This window comes from Streptomyces candidus (genome assembly GCF_014207445.1).
In the GTDB taxonomy this organism is placed as follows: domain Bacteria; phylum Actinomycetota; class Actinomycetes; order Streptomycetales; family Streptomycetaceae; genus Streptomyces; species Streptomyces candidus.
In genome coordinates this window covers 174,844-194,837 of sequence record NZ_JACHEM010000005.1, presented here as the reverse complement: position 1 = coordinate 194,837, position 19,994 = coordinate 174,844, and the positions used below count along the sequence as shown (strand labels likewise).

General features: G+C 69.6%; 15 protein-coding genes. 5 read left to right on the top strand and 10 right to left on the bottom strand.

Annotated elements, in window-relative coordinates; all coding sequences use genetic code 11:
• Positions 1–265: 265 nt before the first annotated feature.
• The gene (locus HNQ79_RS11875; RefSeq protein WP_185029822.1) at positions 266–1,009 is read right to left on the bottom strand and encodes an SDR family NAD(P)-dependent oxidoreductase; all 744 of its coding nucleotides are present in this window, start codon (positions 1,007–1,009) and stop codon (positions 266–268) included.
• On the bottom strand, positions 1,006–1,662 hold the full coding sequence (locus tag HNQ79_RS11870) for a GNAT family N-acetyltransferase (RefSeq protein ID WP_185029820.1): 657 nt from the start codon (positions 1,660–1,662) through the stop codon (positions 1,006–1,008). The genes HNQ79_RS11875 and HNQ79_RS11870 overlap by 4 nt, the downstream gene beginning before the upstream one ends.
• A 279-nt stretch (positions 1,663–1,941) precedes the next feature.
• Here HNQ79_RS11870 and HNQ79_RS11865 point away from each other — a divergent pair, with 279 nt between their 5' ends.
• Positions 1,942–2,400: a DUF4383 domain-containing protein gene (locus tag HNQ79_RS11865; protein WP_185029818.1), complete on the top strand. Its 459-nt coding sequence runs from the start codon at positions 1,942–1,944 to the stop codon at positions 2,398–2,400.
• Between the two features lie 235 nt (positions 2,401–2,635).
• On the opposite strand, the gene HNQ79_RS11860 is transcribed toward HNQ79_RS11865, so the two are convergent.
• Positions 2,636–3,385 (bottom strand): GAF and ANTAR domain-containing protein, encoded by a 750-nt coding sequence (locus HNQ79_RS11860; RefSeq protein ID WP_229923389.1) that lies wholly within the window; start codon positions 3,383–3,385, stop codon positions 2,636–2,638.
• Positions 3,386–3,870: 485 nt separating this feature from the next.
• Here HNQ79_RS11860 and HNQ79_RS11855 point away from each other — a divergent pair, with 485 nt between their 5' ends.
• A complete protein-coding gene (locus HNQ79_RS11855; protein WP_185029814.1) occupies positions 3,871–5,211 on the top strand; it encodes a phospholipase D-like domain-containing protein in 1,341 nt (446 codons plus the stop codon).
• Positions 5,212–5,437: 226 nt separating this feature from the next.
• On the opposite strand, the gene HNQ79_RS11850 is transcribed toward HNQ79_RS11855, so the two are convergent.
• From HNQ79_RS11850 to HNQ79_RS11835, 4 genes are all read right to left on the bottom strand, one after another.
• Positions 5,438–7,069 (bottom strand): glycoside hydrolase family 13 protein, encoded by a 1,632-nt coding sequence (locus HNQ79_RS11850; protein WP_185029812.1) that lies wholly within the window; start codon positions 7,067–7,069, stop codon positions 5,438–5,440.
• A gap of 183 nt (positions 7,070–7,252) precedes the next feature.
• Positions 7,253–8,170, bottom strand: coding sequence for a carbohydrate ABC transporter permease (locus HNQ79_RS11845; RefSeq protein ID WP_373312529.1), 918 nt, complete (start codon positions 8,168–8,170; stop codon positions 7,253–7,255).
• Between the two features lie 72 nt (positions 8,171–8,242).
• Positions 8,243–9,178, bottom strand: coding sequence for a carbohydrate ABC transporter permease (locus HNQ79_RS11840; protein WP_373312528.1), 936 nt, complete (start codon positions 9,176–9,178; stop codon positions 8,243–8,245).
• A gap of 125 nt (positions 9,179–9,303) precedes the next feature.
• The gene (locus HNQ79_RS11835) at positions 9,304–10,635 is read right to left on the bottom strand and encodes an ABC transporter substrate-binding protein (RefSeq protein ID WP_185029809.1); all 1,332 of its coding nucleotides are present in this window, start codon (positions 10,633–10,635) and stop codon (positions 9,304–9,306) included.
• 266 nt (positions 10,636–10,901) lie between these two features.
• Between HNQ79_RS11835 and HNQ79_RS11830 the strand changes: the two genes are divergently transcribed.
• The 3 genes from HNQ79_RS11830 (at position 10,902) to HNQ79_RS11820 (ending at position 16,749) form a co-directional block, all read left to right on the top strand.
• Positions 10,902–11,921, top strand: coding sequence for a LacI family DNA-binding transcriptional regulator (locus HNQ79_RS11830; protein ID WP_185029807.1), 1,020 nt, complete (start codon positions 10,902–10,904; stop codon positions 11,919–11,921).
• A 332-nt stretch (positions 11,922–12,253) separates the two neighbouring features.
• Entirely contained in the window at positions 12,254–15,628 is a 3,375-nt protein-coding gene (locus tag HNQ79_RS11825) for a CARDB domain-containing protein (RefSeq protein ID WP_185029806.1), read from the top strand.
• Between the two features lie 230 nt (positions 15,629–15,858).
• Positions 15,859–16,749, top strand: a complete 891-nt coding sequence (locus tag HNQ79_RS11820) for an endonuclease/exonuclease/phosphatase family protein (protein WP_185029804.1) — start codon at positions 15,859–15,861, stop codon at positions 16,747–16,749.
• A 78-nt stretch (positions 16,750–16,827) separates the two neighbouring features.
• Here HNQ79_RS11820 and HNQ79_RS11815 read toward each other — a convergent pair whose 3' ends face one another.
• From HNQ79_RS11815 to HNQ79_RS11805, 3 genes are all read right to left on the bottom strand, one after another.
• A complete protein-coding gene (locus tag HNQ79_RS11815) occupies positions 16,828–18,366 on the bottom strand; it encodes a UvrD-helicase domain-containing protein (protein WP_185029802.1) in 1,539 nt (512 codons plus the stop codon).
• 233 nt (positions 18,367–18,599) lie between these two features.
• Complete coding sequence (locus tag HNQ79_RS11810) at positions 18,600–19,244, bottom strand: hypothetical protein (protein ID WP_229923387.1); 645 nt, start codon at positions 19,242–19,244, stop codon at positions 18,600–18,602.
• On the bottom strand, positions 19,241–19,921 hold the full coding sequence (locus HNQ79_RS11805; RefSeq protein ID WP_229923386.1) for an alpha/beta fold hydrolase: 681 nt from the start codon (positions 19,919–19,921) through the stop codon (positions 19,241–19,243). The genes HNQ79_RS11810 and HNQ79_RS11805 overlap by 4 nt, the downstream gene beginning before the upstream one ends.
• Between the last annotated feature and the right edge of the window lie 73 nt (positions 19,922–19,994).

The window sequence follows — 19,994 nt, the reverse complement described above, 5'->3', positions numbered from 1 at the left end:
GGCGGTGGACGGGTGGCGGGCGGTGACGGCAAGTCCGTTGCGGTGCTGGGGACCTGGGGGCGCGGAGGGGGCAAGCGCGGGGCGGTGACGGTGAGCCCGGGTGTCTCACACACTTCCGGGGCGACGGTGCGTAGGTGCGGACCTGGCCACGCACGCCCGCATCCGGCGCCACCGTGACCATGCGGACTCAGGCCTTCGGCAACGGGCGAAGATACAGCTTCCGGCTCGCTCCAAAGCCCTTGCCCGGGGCCCGCCGGGGCTGTCCTCAGCTGCCACGTGTACGCGAGCGTGCCATGCGGGCAGCGAGGTGGCGGGGGGCGTGACGCACGACGGTGGCGTAGAGCTTGAAGTGCCGGCCCGCGACGCTGACGGGGCGTCGTCGGTGCAGATCCTTCATGGCCTGGTCGACGACCTGGTCGACATCGAGCCAGATCCACTGGGGCACGGAGGGGATGTGCGCCGCGCCGGTCCGGGTGAATCCCGGGCAGACGGCCAGGACGCGTATCCCGTGCGGGGCGAGGTCGATGCGCAGGGATTCGCTGAACCGGATCAGCCATGCCTTGGCCGCTCCGTAGGTGCCGGCGGGCAGGAGGCCCGCCACGGAGGCGATGTTGAGGATGGCTCCGCGCCGGCGTTCGGTCATCCCGGGGATGACGGCGTGGGTGAGCCGCAGCGGGGCGCGTACGAGAAGGTCGAGCATTTCTTCTTCGTCGGCCAGAGTGCTACGGGGGTAAGGCGTGGGAAGGCTGTGGCCCGCGTTGTTGACGAGGATGTCGATGCTGCTGGTGCGCAGCCGATCTTCGACCAGGGCGCAACCGTCGGGCGTGACGAGGTCCGCGGTGAGAGTGTCGACCCGGATGCCGTAGCGGGTCCGGAGGCCGGCGGCGGCCTGCCGCAGACCGTCGGCGCTGCGGGCGACGAGGACGAGGTCGTGGCCGTCCGCGGCGAGGCGCCGGGCGAAGGCCGCGCCGATACCGGACGTGCCACCTGTGATGAGGGCTGTGGTCAAGAGGTGCTGCTTTCTGCCGAGCGGTGTGCGGCTGTGAGAGGAGTCTCCGTCGGGCTGGGGGTGAGGGCCGGTCGGTGTGGGCGACAGGGCTTGCGCATGTAGAGGGCGTACTCCCCGGCCGAGGCGGTGAACTCGTAGAGCGAGGTGTCGAGGCCGCAGAGGACGAAACCCATCCGCCGGTAGGCGCGGACGGCGGGCACGTTGACGTTCGTGACCTCCAGCCAGATGTGCCCGGCACCCCGTTCACGCGCGAATCCTTCGGCCCGGCCCACCAGCGCCCTGCCGACGCCGCGCCCACGGTGCTCGGGGGCGACCTCGATGTCCTCAATGGTGAGGCGGCGGTTCCAGGGGGCGTACGCGACGGAGACGAACCCCGCCAGGGATCCATCGGCGCCGAGGGCGAGGAAGGTGCGGCTGTTCTGGTCGACCCGCCCTCGTTCGTCGTCTCCGTCGCTGTCGCCCTGATCGTCCTCGGGGAACACCTTGGTCAGGGGCGGCTCGATGAGGGACTCGCGCAGTGCGAACCCGTTCTCGCTGGTCTCCACGTGAAAGACAGTGGTCGTGGTGAAGGAACCGTCCAACGCCTTGAGGGCCCCGGCGTCCTCGCGGGCGGCGATACGGATTTCGTAAGGGGTGTCGTCGGCAGTGGTCATGGCGCGACGTTACGACCAGTGCCTGCGCGGTACGCGGAATCCGGCCGCCGCGGCCCTGGCGGTCCGGTGCGATCTGCGCCGCACCTGTGCCGACTGCCGCCAGCCTCCCGCCGCCGGATGATCGGGCCGTCCGGCGGCCGCACCGCCGGCCGGTCGATATCAAGTTCGGATGCCGCCGAGTGGCGAGGATCGAGTAAAGGAGAGATAAAGGGGTACACGGCATTCCCGCCCCGTAAAAGCGGGGCGGCGACTCGCCTTCACGAGGGGAAGTGCTGTCCGATGACTACCGCGCACACTCCGGCTTCGTCCGCGAAAAGCCCCGTACAGAAAGCCGCGCTGCTGGTGGGCGCAGTTTTCCTGCTGGTGGGCGTCCTCGGATTCATTCCGGGCGTCACGACCGACTACGACACGATGAAGTTCGCGGAGCACCACTCCGAGGCGAAACTGCTGGGCATCTTCCAGGTGTCGATCCTGCACAACATCGTCCACCTGCTGTTCGGCATCGCCGGAGTCGCCATGGCACGTGCTGCCTCCACCGCGCGCAGTTACCTGCTGGTGGGCGGAGCCGTCTACCTCGTGCTGTGGCTCTACGGACTGTTCATCGACCACGACAGTGCCGCGAACTTCGTCCCCGTCAACAGCGCGGACAACTGGCTCCATTTCGTCCTGGGTCTGGGCATGATCGCCCTGGGCGTCCTGCTGACCCGGAACGCCCACCGCACCACTCACACACGCTGACGCAGACTCGCGGTCGCCCCTGCACAGCGGACGCACGTGGCTCCTCGCAGGAGAAAGGGTTCCTGCCGGGGGCCACGCGTGCGTCCGGCTCGGTTGCGGGAAGGACGTCGAGCTGCGCCGCCGCACCCGGTACGTGGGGCCGGGGGCCGCGCTTCCGGGGGTATCGCCCGGCGCCCGGACAGCGGCCGAGTGCGAGTGCGAGCCCGGGGTCACGGGTGGACCTCGCGCCGGGGCGTCACGCCGGGGGCGGGGGCCTGAGCTCGGGCGGGTCGTGGGGCGGCTGCCCGGTGACCCGGATGATGAGGTCGGTGCACAGATCGCGGAGCTTGATGTTGCGGTTCTGTGAGGCGCGGCGCAGCACTGCGAACGCCTGCTCGCCGGAACAGCGCTGCTGCGCCATGATGATGCCGGCCGCCTGGTCGATCACCCCGCGGTAGCGCATCGCGTTCTGGAGGTCCGTGGCGAACTCTCGGGTCCTGGTCATCTTGCGGGCCAGCGCGAGAGCGCCGGTGGCCTGTTCCGCCAGGGCCCGCAGGGTGGCCACATCGCTGGAGGCCAGCCCGTCCGGCTGCGGCGAGTACAGGTTCAGGGCACCCGCGATGTCCGTATGCGCGGAGACCGGCAAGGACAGCGACGAGCGGGTCCCCGCTGCCAGCGCGTGGGCGGGATAGGCACCCCACCGCTCCTCATCCAGCAGATCCTTGACGTGGACTTCCTCGCCGGTCCGTACGGCCTGAAGGCACGGGCCGTCGTTCAGGCCGTACTGCTCCTCGTCCAGGGTGGGCGCACTGCCTCCCACGCTGGTGACGGTGACGTACCCGCTGTCCGTCTCCAGGGTGATGCCGCAGCCGTCCGCGTCCGGTGCGTGCGCCAGCGCGGCGGCGGCCAGGCCGTGCAGGAAGTCCTCCACGCTCTCGGAGTTCAACAGCAGGTCGACCACGTGCGGCGGACGCCGTCCGGGGAGATCTTCGGGTGAGGAGTTCACGAGGAGTGTCCGTTCCGCGGGCTCAGCTGTGTGTGCGGCCCGCTGGCAGGAAGCGGTGGGCCACCGAGGACCACGGAACTGCGCCGCCGCAGGAACACATCCCGCACACGCCTGCACCCGGCCTCCGGCGAAGACCTGGAGAAATGAGCCGCGCCCCACACTGCAACCATCGCGCGACCCGGAGCAACCCGCAAACAGGACAGACCTTGCACACATGCGCCGCATCTCGCTGCTCCAGGCCACCATGCGTGCGTCGGTACCGGGCCGAGGGTGCCCGGGCAGGATCGCGCCCCACCTGTGCGACAGGGCGGCAGCCGCACGACACGGGCGGGGACGGGGGCGGGGACGGGGACGGGGACGGGGACGGGGACGGGGACGGGGACGGGGACGGGGACGGGGACGGGGACGGGGACGGGGAACGAACGACTGAACGCCGTACCGCGGCGACCGGCCGCGAAAATCCTCGACTGCCTGTGGAGCGTGCCATGATCATGGCCGTCCGCCAGCCGCCCGGCATGCGCGCGGACACGTTCGAAAGGGTTCTTCTCTTGCACATCAGGTTCCCGTCCCGCCTCTGCGCAATCGCCGCGGCTCTGCTCGCCATCACCCTGCCGGTCTCCGCCGCACCGGCAGGGGCCGAGCCGGCGGAAGTGACGACCCAGGCCGTCTTCAACAACCCGATAGGCACCGCTGCCCAACGATGGGCGATAGTCAACAAGCAGGTGGAGCTGGTCGACGGCGCGCCGGCGGGTTCCCGGATCCGCGTGGCCATGTACTACGCGAAGGAGGGCACGTTCCCTGCCGCGCTGATCAAGGCGCACGCCCGAGGTGTGCACGTCCAGGCGATCTTCGACCACAAGGTCGTCGCCGAGAACCAGGCCCCGTACGCCAACCTCGTGGCCGCGCTCGGCAGCGACACCACCAAGCAGTCCTGGGCCATCAACTGCGGATCCGGACGAGGCTGTGTCGGCACACGGGCCATGAACGACGTGAGCGCCATCCAGCACAACAAGTTCGTGCTGTTCACCGAGACCCGGGGCACGCCCCGCGTCGTCGTCCAGTCGTCCGCCAACCTGAACGACGGCCGGGACGGGACCAAGGGCTGGAACAACGCACTCGTCCTGGCCGGCAACGACGGCATCTACCGCGCCTACGACAGCTACTTCGACGACCTCGCCGCCCGTCGCGCGAACGACAACTACTACGACACCGGCCGACCGCCCCTGGCCTCCGGCAACGCAAAGATCCACTTCTTTCCCCGCGCCGCAACCAGCGACTCCGTCTTCTACGGCGACCCGAGCGAGGACACCGTCAGTACGATCCTCGACAACGTCAAGTGCCACGGAAACTCCGTCGTCGGCACGACCGACTCCCACCGGACCCGCATCCGGGTCAGCATGACCCAGTTCTCCCGCCCCTACCTCGCCGACCAGCTCAATGAGCTCGACGCGCAGGGGTGTTACATCGAGGTCGCCATGACGTACGACGCGGCCAACGGCCTGGCGAAGAGGTCCCTGGAGAAGCTGCTCGCCCGGACGAGCAGCCCGTACGGTGGCGTCATCACCAAGTACTACTGCGCCAAGGACGCCACCTGGATCCACGACAAGTACCTGCTGGTCGAGGGCCACTACTACGGGGCCCCGGACCGCAAGATCGTGTGGGCCGGCAGCCACAACTGGACAACCAACTCGTTGAGGCAGAGCGACGAGACAATGCTCCAGTTCGAGAGCCCCGCCATCCACGACGCCTACGTCGCCAACTTCAACGCGACGCGGGCCGCCACCAGCCACCAGCCGTCCAACGGCGAGGCGCCCGCGGCCTGTTGATCTCACCGTACCGCCGGCGGGCCCACGTGCGGGGCCGGCCGACGGCGGACGGACGGGGTCGCGCCGCACGGGGACGGCGCCCGGGTCGCACGCGGCGCGACCCGCGACCGCGAGGGGCCACTCAGGAGCGCACTTGTCGATGTCCGGCACTCGGGGGAGTTCTGCCCAGCCGCGACCATGGACTCCGCCTCGCGGGTGCCGCCCCGGAGAGCGGACAAGAGACGGCTCAGGTCCGCAGCCACACCGCGGTGTCGTCCGGAAGGTGTCCGTGCGCGTCCAGCGGAGCGCTCGACAGAAGCAGTTGTTCGTACGGGGGCAACTCCACGGGCCCGCCGGAGAGGTTGACCACGCAGACCAGGCCGTACGGGCGGGCAAAGGCGAGGACCCCGTCCGGAGCGGGCAGCCAGGTCATCGGGCCGTCGCCGAAGCCCCGGGTGGCGCGGCGCAGGCGCAGAGCAGTGCGGTAGAGGGTGAGCATCGACGCGGGGTCGGCGCTCTGACGGTCGACGGCGTAGTGCGCCCAGTCGTCGGGCTGCGGCAGCCAGGGTTCGGTGTGGGAGCCGAAGCCGTAGTGGGGGGCGTCGGCGCTCCACGGCAGCGGCACCCGGCAGCCGTCGCGGCCGGGGTCGGTGCCGCCGGAACGCACGTGCATGGGGTCCTCGATGCGGTCGCGCGGGATGTCCGCCTCGGGGAGGCCGAGTTCCTCGCCCTGGTAGAGGTAGACCGACCCGGGCAGGGCGAGGGTGAGGAGGGCGGCGGCGCGGGCGCGGCGGGTGCCGAGGTCGGGGTCGGTGGGGGTGCCGAAGGCTTTCGTCGCGAAGTCGAAACCGGTGTCGGCGCGGCCGTAGCGGGTGACGGTCCGGGTGACGTCGTGGTTGCAGAGCACCCAGGTGGCGGGGGCCCGCACGGGGGCGTGTTCCCCGAGGGTGTCGTCGATGGTGCGGCGCAGCCGGGCGGGCTCCCAGGGGCAGGCGAGGAAGTTGAAGTTGAAGGCGGTGTGCAGTTCGTCGGGCCGCAGATAGCGGGCGAAGCGTTCGGCGTCGGGGAGCCAGACCTCGCCGACGAACACGGCGCCGTACTCGTCGGCGAGTGCACGCCAGGAGCGGTAGATGTCGTGGAGTTCGTCGCGGTCGACGTACGGGTGCGGGCCATCGTCCGGCGCGGGGCCGTCGTCCGGGGACGGGGTGGCGAGGTCGGGGAGGTCGGGGTGCTTGGCGAGGAGGGCGGCGGAGTCGATGCGGACCCCGCTGACGCCGCGTTCGAACCAGAAGCGGAGCACGTCCTCGTGTTCGCGGCGGACGGCGGGGTGGCTCCAGTTGAGGTCGGGCTGCTGCGGGGTGAAGAGATGGAGATACCACTCGCCGTCGGGGACCCGGGTCCAGGTGTCGCCGGCGAACTGCGACGGCCAGTCGTTCGGCGGGAGTTCGCCGTCCTCGCCACGGCCGGGGCGGAAGTGGAACAGCTCGCGCTCGAGGCTGCCCGGTCCGGCCTCCAGTGCGGCGCGGAACCAGGCGTGCTGGTCGGAGACGTGGTTGGGGACGATGTCGACGATGACGCGGATGCCGAGCTCGGCGGCTGCCGCGATGAGCTTTTCGGCGTCGTCGAGAGTGCCGAAGGCCGGGTCGATGGTTCGGTAGTCGGCGACGTCGTACCCGCCGTCGACCATCGGGGAGAGGTACCAGGGGGTGAACCAGACCGCGTCGACGCCGAGTTCGGCGAGGTACGGGAGGGCGGTGAGGGCGCCCGCGAGGTCTCCGGTTCCGTCACCGTCGCCGTCCACGAAACTTCGGGGGTACACCTGGTAGATGACGGCGTCGCGCCACCAGTCTTCGGGCCGGGGTGAGGAAACGGCTGCCACGGGGCGGTCCTTTCGGGCAGGTGGGATTCCGCCGCCGGACCTGTGCGGGGGCAACGACGGGCGGTCCGGCGACGGAGTGCTTGGGGTGGCGGGGAAGGGGGCGGTTCTCGCGGAGGAGACGGGGCGGGAAGGGGGACGCGGACCGCATGAGGGACGCGAACCACCGCGGGGACTGACGGATGGTCAGCCCTTGAGGCTGCCGACGGTGAGACCCGCCATGATGCTGCGCTGGAAGAACAGGAACACGATGATCATCGGGACACTGGCGATCACCAGACCGGCCATGATCTGGTTCTGCGTCACCGCTCCCGCGGTCTGGGACAGACCTACGCTGATCGTCATCTTGCTGCTGTCGGGAAGGACGAGCAGCGGCCAGACGAAGTCCTTGAAGACCAGGACGACGGTGAAGATGGACACCACGCCCAGGATGGGCCGGGAAATGGGCAGGATGATCGACACGAGGACGCGCCACGGAGGTACGCCGTCGATCTCGGCCGCTTCGAGGATTTCGTTGGGAATCGAGTCGAAGAAGCGCTTCAGCAGGAAGATGTTGAAGCCGTTGGCAGCCACGGGGAACCAGATCGCCCAGGGCGAGTTGAGCAGCTGCCAGCCTAAGAGGGGCACGTCCGTCACCGTGATGTACGCGGGGATCATCACGACGATCGGCGGGATCATCAGGGTGGCCAGCATGGCGCCCAGGATCACGCTCCCGAACATGGGTCGGAGCTTGGAGAGCGCGTAGGCGGCGGTGACGTCCACCGCGAGGGCGAACAGCCATGCGCCGAGGGCGTAGTACAGGGTGTTCCGGAGCAGCAGCCCCATGTCGAAGAGTTGCCAGGCGTCGGCGAAGACGGAGAAGTCCGGCGTCTTCGGGAACAGGGACGGCGGCATCCGGGCGATCTCCTCGCCCGTCTTCATCGCGCCGGTGATCATCCAGTAGAGCGGAAAGACGAACACCAGGGTGAACACGATCAGCACGGCAGCGAGCAGCGCCCAGTAGATCTTCCGGCCCCAGCGGGACTTCAGCTCAAGCGGGGACACGATGGTCCGGGCATGCCCTTCGGCCCACCCGCCGCGACGTCTTGTGCTCTTCTCGCTCACGGGTGGCGCGGCGGGTGCAGCCGCCCGCGGCTCATCTTTGCTTGCGGGAGGCGCAGTTGCGTTCAGCACGGGCTACCTCTTCTCGTCGCGGGTCAGTCGGAGCTGGACCGCGGCGACTGTCAGGAGGACGATCATGAGCATCAGGCCGAGCGCGCTGCCGGCCCCGTAATTTCCGCCGTAGACGAAGGCGTACTGGTACATCAGGTAGGCGACGGTGACCGTCGCGTTCTCCGGTCCGCCGCCCGTGAGCATGTACGGCTCGATGAACACCTGCATGGTGGCCACGATCTGGAGCATCAACATCAGCAGCAGGATCAGCCGTGTCTGCGGGATCGTGACGTGCCGGATCCGCTTGAGGATGCCCGCTCCGTCGAGTTCGGCGGCCTCGTACAGGTCGCCGGGGATGTTCTGCAGGGCCGCCAGGTAGATCAGCACCCCGGAGCCGAGGTTCATCCAGGTGGAGACGATCACCAGCGAGATCAGCGCGGTGTCGGTGGAGTCCAGCCAGGCCAGCGCGGGGAGCCCGACGACGTCGAGGACCTGGTTGAAGAGCCCGGGGCCCGGATCGTAGAACCAGCGGAACAGCAGGACGGAAACGATCGGCGGCAGCATCACGGGCAGGTACACCACGAACCGGAGGTACGCCCGTGCGTGCCGCAGTTCGTTGAGCACGATCGCGACGGCGAAGGGCACGACGAAGCCGCACACCAGGGCCAGCAGTGTGAACACCAGGGTGTTCCGCCAGGCCTGTCCGAACGCCGGATCCTCGACCACCGTGCGGAAGTTGTCGAGGCCCACCCAGGTCGGCTCGTCGACGAGGTTGGTCTGCTGGAAGCTGAGGAGGACTTCCTTGACGATCGGCCACCACGCGAACATCGCGAAGCAGAACAGCGCCGCGCACAGAAATCCGTAGGCGCTCAGATTGCTGCGCAGTGCGCGGCCGCGTCTGGACGGTGGCCTGCGACGCGGCGCGGCCTGCCGTCGCGGCTCCATGGTGAGGGTTCCCATCGTGATCTCCAAGTTCCCGGCCGAGTTCCCGGCCCTGGGCTACCGGCTGTGGTTCCGGCCAGGGGTTCAGCGGCTGTCGTGGCGGTGCGGGGGCCGTCCGTCGGGCGGCCCCCGCACCCGCGCCGTCAGCCCTTGGCCAGGATCGAGTTCGCCTTGGCCTCGGCGTCCGCGAGCAGCTTGTCGATGTCGGCGTTCTTCCGCGTCAGTACGGCGGACATGGGCACGTCGAGCACCGCGTACAGCTCCTGCGCCTTCGGCGGCTCCAGCTTCGCCTCGACGCCGGAGGCGGCCTCGACGTAGAACCGGTAGTTCTTGGTCGGCAGTACGGCGTTCTCCTCACGGGCCTTGGCGAGGGCTCTGCCGGTCGGGGAGTCGCCCATGTAGTCGTTGTTGGGGACGCCCACGGCCTCGCCGTTGGCCTTGCCTCGGGCGTAGTCGTGGCGGCCCTTGCCGGGCGTGTTGAACTGGAAGTCGATCCACTGCAGGGCGGCCCTGGTCTGCGCGGCGTCCGCCTTGGGGTTGATCATGTAGGCCTCGCCGCCGGTCAGTGAGGCCTTGCCCCCGGGGACGCCCGCGATGCCGTAGGCGTCGACGCTGCCCTGGAACTTCTGCACCAGGTCGGTGACGACGTCCGGCGCACCGAGCATCATGCCCGTCCGGCCCGCCGCCATCTGCTGCATCAGGGCTTCCCAGCCGATCAGCACCTTGCTGCCGACACTGTTGTCCTGCCAGCGCATGTCGTGCAGGGTCTGCAACACGGCTTTGCCCTCCGGGCTGTTGAAGGCGGCCTTGCCGTCGGCGGTCATCTCGCCGCCGCGGCTGAAGAGGGCCTGCGCGAAGTGCCAGCCGCCGACGTTGCCGCCGCCGTACTCGCCGTAACCGACGTAGCCGGGACCCAGGCCGGCTATCTTCTTCGCCGCGGCGCGGACCTCGTCCCACGTCCTGGGCGGGCTGTCCGGGTCGAGGCCGGCCTGGGTGAAGAGCTTGCGGTTGTACACGAGGCCGACGCTGTAGCTCACGTTGGGGACCCCGTAGACCTTGCCGTCCTTGGTGACCATGTCCCGGACGTCCTGCTTGATGTCGCCGAAGTTCTTCACCAGGCCTGTTTCGCCGGTGATGTCCTTGGCCTGCTTCTTGGCGATCACGTCGGCGTAGTTGGTGACGGGGACCATGAAGACCGTCTCCATCTGCCCGCCCGCCAGCTTCGCGGCGAACGTCTTCGGATCGAAGCACGGCTGCTGATCGGTGCTGTTGACCTTGACGCCCGGGTGCGTCTTCTCGAACGCGGCGATGTCGTCGTCCCACGCCTTGCGCTGCTTCGCGGCCGTCTTCGCCGGCTGGCACGCCACGGTGATGGCCACGTCTCCGGCCTTGGCGTCCGACGAGGTGCCGCCGCAGGCCGAGAGGCTGAGTACGAGACCTGCGGTGAGAAGGATCGGGAGGTTACGGGGCTTCATTACGGCTCCTCGGAGGTGACACCCAAGCACTGCCCTGATTGCTGCGCAACCATAGGACCTCCGACATTGACGCGCAATAAGTCGATCGCAACTTGCAAGATTACGACTGCGTCACGACGGGCCGCTGGGAGACGGCGTTGCCGCGCGAGGGAGGGGACGCCCCCGCGGAGCGCCTCTGCATGTCGTCCGCGGGATCCGTTCGTCCGACCCGGGCGGCCACGCACATTACGCAACTGGCTTGCACCGCTTGCGTTAGGCTTGCGCGCATGACGCGACGACTTGCCCAGGTGGCCAAGAAGGTGGGGGTCAGCGAGGCCACGGTCAGCCGTGTGCTCAACGGTAAACCGGGTGTCTCGGAGATGACCCGCCAGTCCGTGCTGACCGCGCTGGACGTACTGGGTTACGAGCGCCCCACCCAGCTGCGGGGCGAGCGCGCCCGTCTCGTCGGGCTCGTCCTGCCCGAGCTCCAGAACCCCATCTTCCCCGCGTTCGCCGAGGTGATCGGCGGGGCGCTGGCACAACAGGGCCTCACGCCCGTGCTGTGCACCCAGACCAAGGGCGGGGTCTCGGAGGCGGACTACGTGGAGCTGCTGCTGCAGCAACAGGTCTCCGGGGTCGTCTTCGCCGGGGGACTGTTCGCCCAGGCCGACGCGCCGCACGACCACTACCGGCTGCTCGCCGAGCGCCAGGTCCCGGTGGTACTGATCAACGCCCCCATCGAGGGGCTCGACTTCCCCTGCGTCTCCTGCGACGACGCGGTCGCCGTCGAGCAGGCGTGGCGCCACCTGGTATCCCTCGGGCACGAGCGGATCGGCCTGCTCCTGGGACCCTCCGACCACATTCCGTCCCGGCGCAAACTGGACGCCGCGCGCGCGGTGGCGCGTTCGGCGGGCGCGGAACTGCCCGAGGAACTCGTCGAACGGTCGATGTTCTCCCTGGAGGGAGGCCAGGCGTCCGCCGCCCGCCTGCTGGAACGCGGGGTGACGGGCATCGTCTGCGCGAGCGACCCGCTGGCCCTGGGGGCCATCCGGGCCGTCCGCCGACGGGGAATGAACGTTCCCACGGACGTCTCCGTCGTCGGCTTCGACGACTCGGCCTTCATGAACTGCACCGATCCCTCGCTCTCCACCGTTCGCCAGCCCATCGAGGCGATGGGGCGTGCCGCGGTGGAACTGCTGTGCACCCAGATCCAGGGCGCGCAGACGTACCCGGGCGAGCTTCTCTTCGAGCCGGAACTCGTCGTCCGCGGTTCGACGGCGCAGCCGCCCGCGGCGTCGCCCCGGTAACCGCCACCAGCGCGCCCCCGGGCCCCCGGGCCCCGGATCCCCGGTTTCCCGAGGCCGTGGAACTCCGGGAAACCGGGGCGAGTACCGCGCGAACATGACATGCACCTGCCATTCTCGGTGCTCGTCCACGACTGACCTGCGCCGACTCCCCCAGCAACTCGCACCACTGTCACGGCCGTTGACAAAGCGACGCGCCGGTAGAAACCTGTGTCCTCGGCAACGCAAAAACTCGACCGTTTCGCTCAAATTGAGCACACGTCCGTTGCCGGTTTCTCTTGAGCTCTCCGTCACTTCCCGACCGGAGCTCCCGTCATCTCGGAACAGAGGCCATCATGAGATGGAGACAACAGGGCTGGCGGCTGATCACCGGCACGGTGATAGCCGCCCTCATCACAGTCGGGCTGCTGCCCGTCACCGCACAGGCGGCGGAAAGCCCCGATCTCGCATTCGGCAGGACCGCGACAGCCGGTGGCGCCCACGGCGCCCATCCGGCGGGCAACATCACCGACGGCAGCCAGCTGTCGTACTGGGAGGGGCCCGCGGGCGTTTTCCCGCAATGGGTACAGGTCGACCTGGGCAGCAGCGTCCGGGTGAACCGGGTCGCGCTGAAGCTGCCCCAGGCGTGGGAGCCGCGCCGCCAGACACTGAGCGTCCAGGGCAGTACCGACGGCAGCGCCTTCAGCGACCTCGCCGCCTCGGGGGTGCGCACCTTCGACCCGTCCGCCGCGAACACGGTGAGCATCGCCCTCTCCCCCGCCGTCACCCGCTTCGTACGAGTGCGGGTGAGCGCCAACTCCGGCTGGAACGCAGCCCAGTTGTCCGAACTGGAGGTGTACGGGGAAGCCGACCAGGGCCCGGGGGATCCGCCGACGGGCGGCACCAACCTGGCGCGCAACAAGCCGATCGAGGCGACCTCCGCGACGCAGACCTACGTTGCCGCCAACGCCAATGACGACGCGGTCACCTCGTACTGGGAGTCCTCCGGGTTCCCCGCGAGCCTGACGGTGAAGCTGGGGGCCAACGCCGACGTGAACGCCGTCGTCGTGAAGCTGAACCCTGCCCAGGAGTGGGGTGCGCGGACACAGGCGATCCAGGTCCTCGGGCGTGAACAGTCGGCCTCCGGCTTCACCTCCCTCAAGGCGCGGGCCGACTACGCGTTCAGCCCCTCCGCCGGGCAGAACACCGTCACGATCCCGGTGAGCGGGCGCTACGCGGATCTGCGGCTGACCTTCTTCTCCAACACCGGTGCCCCCGGCGCCCAGGTGGCGGAGTTCCAGGTCGTGGGCTCGGCCGCGCCGAACCCGGATCTGGTGGTCACCGACCTGACCTGGACGCCGTCCGCCCCGTCCGAGTCGGACGAGGTGACGGTCAACGCCCTGGTACGCAACACGGGCACCGCCGCGGCTCCCGCCAGCACCGTGAACGTCAGCCTGGAGGGCACGGTGGCCGGTTCGGCCCCGGTGTCCGCGCTGGCGGCCGGTGCCTCGGCAACCGTCCCGGTCAAGGTGGGCAAGCGCCCCGTCGGCTCGTACACCGTGTCCGCGGTGGTCGATCCGACGAACACCGTCGTCGAACAGGACGACACCAACAACAGCCGCACGGCCGCGACCAAGCTGGCGATCGGTCAGAGTCCGGGCGTGGACCTGCGGGTCACGGGCATCACCACCAACCCCGCCGCCCCCGCGGTCGGCGCCCAGGTGGGGTTCACCGTGGCGGTGCACAACCGCGGGACCACGGGTGCACCGGCCGGTACGGTGACGCGGCTGGCCGCCGGCACGACCACGCTCAACGGCACCACCGGTGCGATCGCGCCCGGTTCCACCGTCCAGGTCCCGATGACCGGCACGTGGACGGCCACCAGTGGCGGCGTCACCCTGACGGCGACGGCCGACGCCACGAACACGGTCGCCGAGACCGACGAGAACAACAACGTCTTCGCCCGCTCCGTCGTCGTCGGACGCGGCGCCGCCGTGCCGTACACGGAGTACGAGGCCGAGGACGCCCGCTATCAGGGCACGCTGCTCACCGCCGACCAGAAGCGGACCTTCGGACACACCAACTTCGCCACCGAGTCCTCCGGCCGGAAGTCGGTGCGACTGAACTCCACCGGCCAGTACGTGGAGTTCACCGCCGCCAGTGCCGCGAACTCGATCGTCGTGCGCAACTCGATCCCCGACGCCCCGGGGGGCGGCGGAGCCGAGGCGACGATCAGCCTGTACGCCGACGACACCTTCGTACGGAAACTGACCCTGTCCTCGAAGCACAGCTGGCTGTACGGGCTGACCGATGACCCGGAGGGCCTGACCAACACCCCGAAGGCGGACGCGCGGCGCCTGTTCGACGAGTCCCACGCGCTGCTGTCCCGGACGTACCCGGCGGGCACGAAGTTCCGGCTCCAGCGGGACGCCGGTGACTCCGCCGCGTTCTACATCATCGACCTGGTGGACCTGGAGCAGGTCGCCCCGCCGAGCGCGAGGCCGGCGGAGTGCACCTCGATCACCACGTACGGCGCGGTGCCGAACGACGGCATCGACGACACCGCCGCCCTCCAGCGTGCGGTGACGGCCGACCAGAAGGGCGAGATCGCCTGCGTCTGGATCCCTGCGGGCCAGTGGCGCCAGGAGCAGAAGATCCTCACCGACGACCCGCTGAACCGCGGGCAGTTCAACACGGTGGGCATCCGCGACGTGACGATCCGGGGCGCCGGGATGTGGCACTCCCAGCTGTACACTCTCACCCCGCCGCACGAGGCGGGCGGCATCAACCACCCGCACGAGGGCAACTTCGGCTTCGACATCGACGACAACACCAAGATCTCCGACATCGCGATCTTCGGCTCCGGCACCATCCGCGGCGGCGACGGCAACCACGAGGGCGGCGTCGGGCTCAACGGACGGTTCGGCAAGAACACGAAGATCGACAACGTGTGGATCGAGCACGCGAACGTCGGGGTGTGGGCCGGACGCGACTACTCCAACATTCCGGAGCTCTGGGGGCCGGGCGACGGCGTGCAGTTCACCGGGATGCGGATCCGCAACACGTACGCCGACGGCATCAACTTCGCCAACGGCACCCGTAACTCGACCGTGTACAACTCCTCGTTCCGCAACAACGGCGACGACGCGCTCGCGGTCTGGGCCAGCAAGTACGTGAAGGACACGTCGGTGGACATCGGCCACGACAACCACTTCCGCAACAACACCATCCAGCTGCCCTGGCGGGCCAACGGCATCGCGGTGTACGGCGGTTACGGCAACACCATCGAGAACAACGTCATCGCCGACACCATGAACTACCCCGGCATCATGCTGGCCACCGACCACGACCCGCTGCCGTTCTCGGGGCAGACCCTCATCGCCAACAACGCGCTCCACCGCACCGGCGGCGCCTTCTGGAACGAGGACCAGGAGTTCGGCGCCATCACCCTCTTCGCCCAGGGTCCCGACATCCCCGGCGTCACCATCCGGGACACCGACATCCACGACTCGACCTACGACGGCATCCAGTTCAAGACGGGTGGCGGCACGATGCCGGACGTGAAGATCACCAATGTCCGCATCGACAAGTCGAACAACGGCTCCGGCATCCTTGCGATGAGCGGTGCCCGGGGCAGCGCAACCCTCACGAACGTGACCATCACGAACTCGGCGCAGGGTGATGTACTGATCGAACCCGGCTCGCAGTTCACCATCAACCGGACGCCCTGACCACCCCTGTCCCTTCCCCCCGACCCCCGTGTCCGCGGTTCACCGCCGCGGGCACGGGGACGTGCGGGGTGAACGCGCTCGGGGCGCCGTGCGTTCCCTGCGGGCCGCCCCTCGTGTTCAGTGAACGGTGGGTTCCGGGGCCTGCGTGTTCCCGCCGGTTCACGAGAGCACTACGGGTCCTCCACGACATCGCCCGTGCCCGGCCGCATCCGACGGTTGCACACTTGGGCATGTCCTCGATCACTCTCCGGCGCACCGCCGCCGCGGCCGCGGCCGTACTCGTCCTGAGCAGCACCCTCTCCGGTTCGGCCTTCGCCGTGCCGGACCCGAAGCCCCGGGCCGCGCCCTCCGCGCAGGTCCTGAGGGTGATGTCCTTCAACACCTGGCACGGCGGCAACCGGGTCAGCAACGGCATCGCCAAGATCGCCGACGCGATCACCCAGGCCAAGGCCGACGTCGTCGCCCTCCAGGAACACGACGGCGACTCCGCCCGACGCATCGCCGACCGCCTCGGCTGGTACACCACCGCGACCGGCACCCACGTGGACATCGTCTCCCGTTACCCCTTCGAGAAGACCGACCGGACCAGTACCGGCAACGGCGTGACAGCCGCGAAGATCAAGGGATTCTGGGTCTACTCCGTGCACTTCGACTACACCAAGTACGGCCCGTACAACGCCTGCTGGGACAACGACTCCTATGCCACGATCCATGCCGACGAGGCCAACCGGAGCAAGCAGGCCAAGGAGGTCGTGAGCTGGGCGGGGTCCAGCCCCGCCATCATCGCCGGAGACTTCAACTCGCCCTCGCACCTGGACTGGACCGCCGACACGAAGGCCGCACACTGCGACTCCGTGGTCCAGTGGCCGGCCACCAAGGCGTTCTCGGACAGCGGCTACCGGGACTCCTACCGCGAGGTGCACCCCGACGAAGCAGCCCAGCCCGGCAACACCTGGTCCCCGGTGGTGAAGTCCACCGGCGGCCGCCCGGAGCCGCAGGACCGCATCGACTTCATCAAGTACCGCGGAGGCACCCTTGACGCCGTCTCCTCCACCACGGTCGGCGGCGGTGCGAACTGGCCCAGCGACCACATGGCGGTGCTGACCACCTTCACCTACTGAGGAGGCTGCCCTGCGACCCGGTGACGTGCTGGTGACTGCTGGGGTGGTGGAGCAGGGTAGGGGGTCCGGATCCTGTCGTCAGTCGGAGGCGGGCCCCAGCGCGTCCCACGGGGACGGCGGTTCAGGGGCCTCGGGCGGGTGGCTGTCGCCCGGGCTGCCGTCGGGGTGCTGATTGATCCAGTCCAGGCCGCCGAGGTCGAGCCGGTGGCGGGCGCGGGTGACGGCGACGTAGGCGAGGCGCGCTTCGGCGTCGTCGATGTCGCCGGGCAGCGGGTTGCCCGCCTCGTCCGTCTCCTCCTGGTCCGCCGGTTCGGTGAAGTCCTCCCCGATGCGGACCGAAGCCCACTCGCGGCCCTTGGCCCTGTGCGCGGTGGACACGACGATGTCCGCGCCCTGTTCGGCGGAGAGTTTGTCCACCGCGTGCAGGATGACCTCGACGCCGTGCTCGTCGATGAGGTCCACCAGAGGCAGCAGGTCGCGGCCGGAGGGATCGTATTCGGCGTACTCCTGGAGTTCGCCCCAGGAGTCGAAAAGGATCAGTTCGGGGTGGGTGCAGCGCCTGCCCTCCTTGAGGTCCCGGGCGGCTCGCGCGAGGGCACGCAGGGCCTCGCCGCCACCCACGAGGGCGACGCGGCGGCCGTCCTCCAGCAGCCGCATCACTTCGAGCATCGCGCCGACGTTCGAGCGGCACAGGATCGCGTCCGGCTGCTCGACGCGTTCCAGCCGGGTGCTGATCGCCGGGGTGCCGGTCAGCCGGATGGGCGAGTCCACAATGCGCAGCCACCGGTTCGCCTCCTCGGCGAGCGCGGAGCCGAACCGGAAGGACTGGGACAGGGCCAGTCGGGTGCCGTCGAAGTCGCTCATCACGTCCCGGGCTCCGCGCCAGCCGTAGATCGCCTGGGCGGAGTCGCCGACCATCACCAGCTGTGCGTGGTGCCGCTGCCGGCTGAAGACCTGCTCCACGACGGGGTTGGTGTCCTGCGCTTCGTCGAGCAGCAGGAAGTCCGCCTTGATCACCGGGTCGGTCAGGGCCCAGATTTTCAGGTAGTGGTCGTGGTCGAAGCGGACGACGCCCTCGAACGGGTTCTGCAGGTCCTCCCATGCCTTGGTCGCGTAGGGCAGGACGACGTCGACGAGCTGGGCGTGCAGATGCTCGGCTTCGATGCCGCGCAGGTGCGGGACGTGGTGGCGCTGGATGACCCGGTCCGCCGACTGGCAGAAACGGGTGACTGTTCGCAGCACGGTGTAGGAGAGCGCCTTGTTGGTGACGTTCCGTTCGCCGATGCGCATCCGCAGGTTGCCCGCGATGCCGAGCAGGACGCCGGTCCTCCAGCCGGGGACGCGGGGGGCGTCCATCCGTGAGGCGTACTTGTGGCCCACGGCGCCGAAGGCGAGCGAGTGCGCCGTCCTGCACCGCACGTTGCCCGGGAACTTGCGGGCCGCGTCGGCGGCGATGGCCTTGTTGAAGGCGATGTAGCGGCCACGCCTTTCGGTGGCTTCGGCGAGCATGGTCAGCGTCGTGGTCTTGCCGGTTCCGGCACCTGCCTGCAGGACCACGTGGTCTCCGCGCCGGAAGGCGTCGACGGCTGTGCTCTGCTCATCGGTGGGGGCGGGCATCGTGCTCCTCACGGGGTCGCGACTTCATGGCGCAACCTCACGCTTTCACAGGGGCGTTGCGTGTGTCCGGCGATCACCCACTCCCCCGCTCCCGCGTGGCTGGCCCCGTGCCCCGGCCAGAAGGTTCCGGCGGGGCGTCGGTGGGTGCCGTTGCCCGGGGCCGTTCAGTGCCGTACGAAGGCGGGGCGCCAGACCTACGCCCCGGGCCGCACCTTGCCGTCTTCGAACCACTTTCACTCGTCGGACGCGCCCTCCGGGCCCCGGCCGTCGCTCTTCTTCCCGCGTGAGCCGTTCCGGCCGCGCGTGAAGGCCAGGACGCTTCCCGCGGCGGCGATGACGGCCAGCGCCAAGGCGATGCTGATGCCGCCCTCGGTGTCCCAGTACACGTCCTCCAGGCTGATCAGCAGGGCGGCCTCGTCAATGACCAGGGCGAGCCCCACTCCGTACGCCAGTCCCATCCAGGCCCGGGTGCGCGCCGAGCGGTGGACCAGGCCGACCGCCCCCACCAGCGCGAGCAGCAGGAAGCCCCACACGTAGTGGTGGAGGTGCACTCCCCCGGCCTGTACGTCCCCCACCCCGGCCATGTCGATGTGGATGAGCCAGGTCAGCAGCCGCATGCCGCCGAACGTGACGGTGAACCCCCACCAGGCCAGGACGAGACCCCGGCGCTCCGGTGTGATGCCCGGCAGCAGGCGCTGCCAGCCGGTGCGGTGCTGGTGACCGGACGCGGCCCGGTGCGACGCGGACGAGCCGCTCCCGTCGTACGGTGCCGCAACCCTGTCCTGCGTTGCCGCGGGCTCGTCGTGCGGTGCCGCAGCCCTGTCGTCCGGTGTGGCAGCCCCTTCGCGCGGCGCCGCGGCCTCTTCGTGCGGTGTCACGGTCCTTCTTTCGTGGTGAACGTACGGATCAGCCCGGCGACGGTGTCGGGTGCGCTGTAGTGGGCCGCGTGCGCGACGCCCGGCACGTCGACCACCCGGCCGTCCCGGACCAGCCGTGCCACCCGTCGGGCCCAGCCGGCGGAGGCGACGGTGTCGCCGGCGCCCCGGACGACCAGGGTCGGCGCGTCGAGACGGCGCAGATGCCCCTCGAACGAGGCGTGGGCGTCGTGCGCCGCGCGGCGGAAGGACTGGACGAAGCGGACGGGGCCGGTCGTCAGGTAGTCGGCGGTGGCGAGCGCGAGCAGTGGGAGCGGCTCCCGTGGCGCGTCGGCGATCAGCCGTCCGAGGTGCCGCAGGGCCGGGACGCGCGGTTCGAGCGCCGGACCGATCAGCACGGTCCGGCGCACCGACTGCGGGTGGCGTGCGGCGAAGGCCGCGACAACCTGGCAGCCGACCGAGTTGGCCACCAGCACGGCCGGCCCGGCACCGCTCTCCTCGTGCCAGCGTGCCAGGGCGTCACTGAGCTGTCCGATGCCCGGGGTACGGCGTACGGCCGCCCGTGAGCGTGCGTTGCCCGGGAGATCCGGTACGAGCACGGTCGTACCGTCCGCGGCCAGCCGCCGGGCGAGCGGGACGAAGTACCGCCCCGAGAGGCCGAGTCCGTGCACCAGCACCACGGCCGGGCAATCCGCCCCGGGGGGCCGGCCGAACCGACGGGTGAAGAGGCCGGATCGCCTCAGGTGTTCCATC

Excerpts from the sequence above, each read along its gene's own strand:
- HNQ79_RS11870 (WP_185029820.1), bottom strand. The coding sequence starts at position 1,662 with ATGACCACTGCCGACGACACCCCTTACGAAATCCGTATCGCCGCCCGC.
- HNQ79_RS11865 (WP_185029818.1), top strand. The coding sequence starts at position 1,942 with ATGACTACCGCGCACACTCCGGCTTCGTCCGCGAAAAGCCCCGTACAG.
- HNQ79_RS11855 (WP_185029814.1), top strand. The coding sequence starts at position 3,871 with ATGATCATGGCCGTCCGCCAGCCGCCCGGCATGCGCGCGGACACGTTC.
- HNQ79_RS11840 (WP_373312528.1), bottom strand. The coding sequence starts at position 9,178 with ATGGGAACCCTCACCATGGAGCCGCGACGGCAGGCCGCGCCGCGTCGC.
- HNQ79_RS11835 (WP_185029809.1), bottom strand. The coding sequence starts at position 10,635 with ATGAAGCCCCGTAACCTCCCGATCCTTCTCACCGCAGGTCTCGTACTC.
- HNQ79_RS11830 (WP_185029807.1), top strand. The coding sequence starts at position 10,902 with ATGACGCGACGACTTGCCCAGGTGGCCAAGAAGGTGGGGGTCAGCGAG.
- HNQ79_RS11825 (WP_185029806.1), top strand. The coding sequence starts at position 12,254 with ATGAGATGGAGACAACAGGGCTGGCGGCTGATCACCGGCACGGTGATA.
- HNQ79_RS11820 (WP_185029804.1), top strand. The coding sequence starts at position 15,859 with ATGTCCTCGATCACTCTCCGGCGCACCGCCGCCGCGGCCGCGGCCGTA.
- HNQ79_RS11815 (WP_185029802.1), bottom strand. The coding sequence starts at position 18,366 with ATGCCCGCCCCCACCGATGAGCAGAGCACAGCCGTCGACGCCTTCCGG.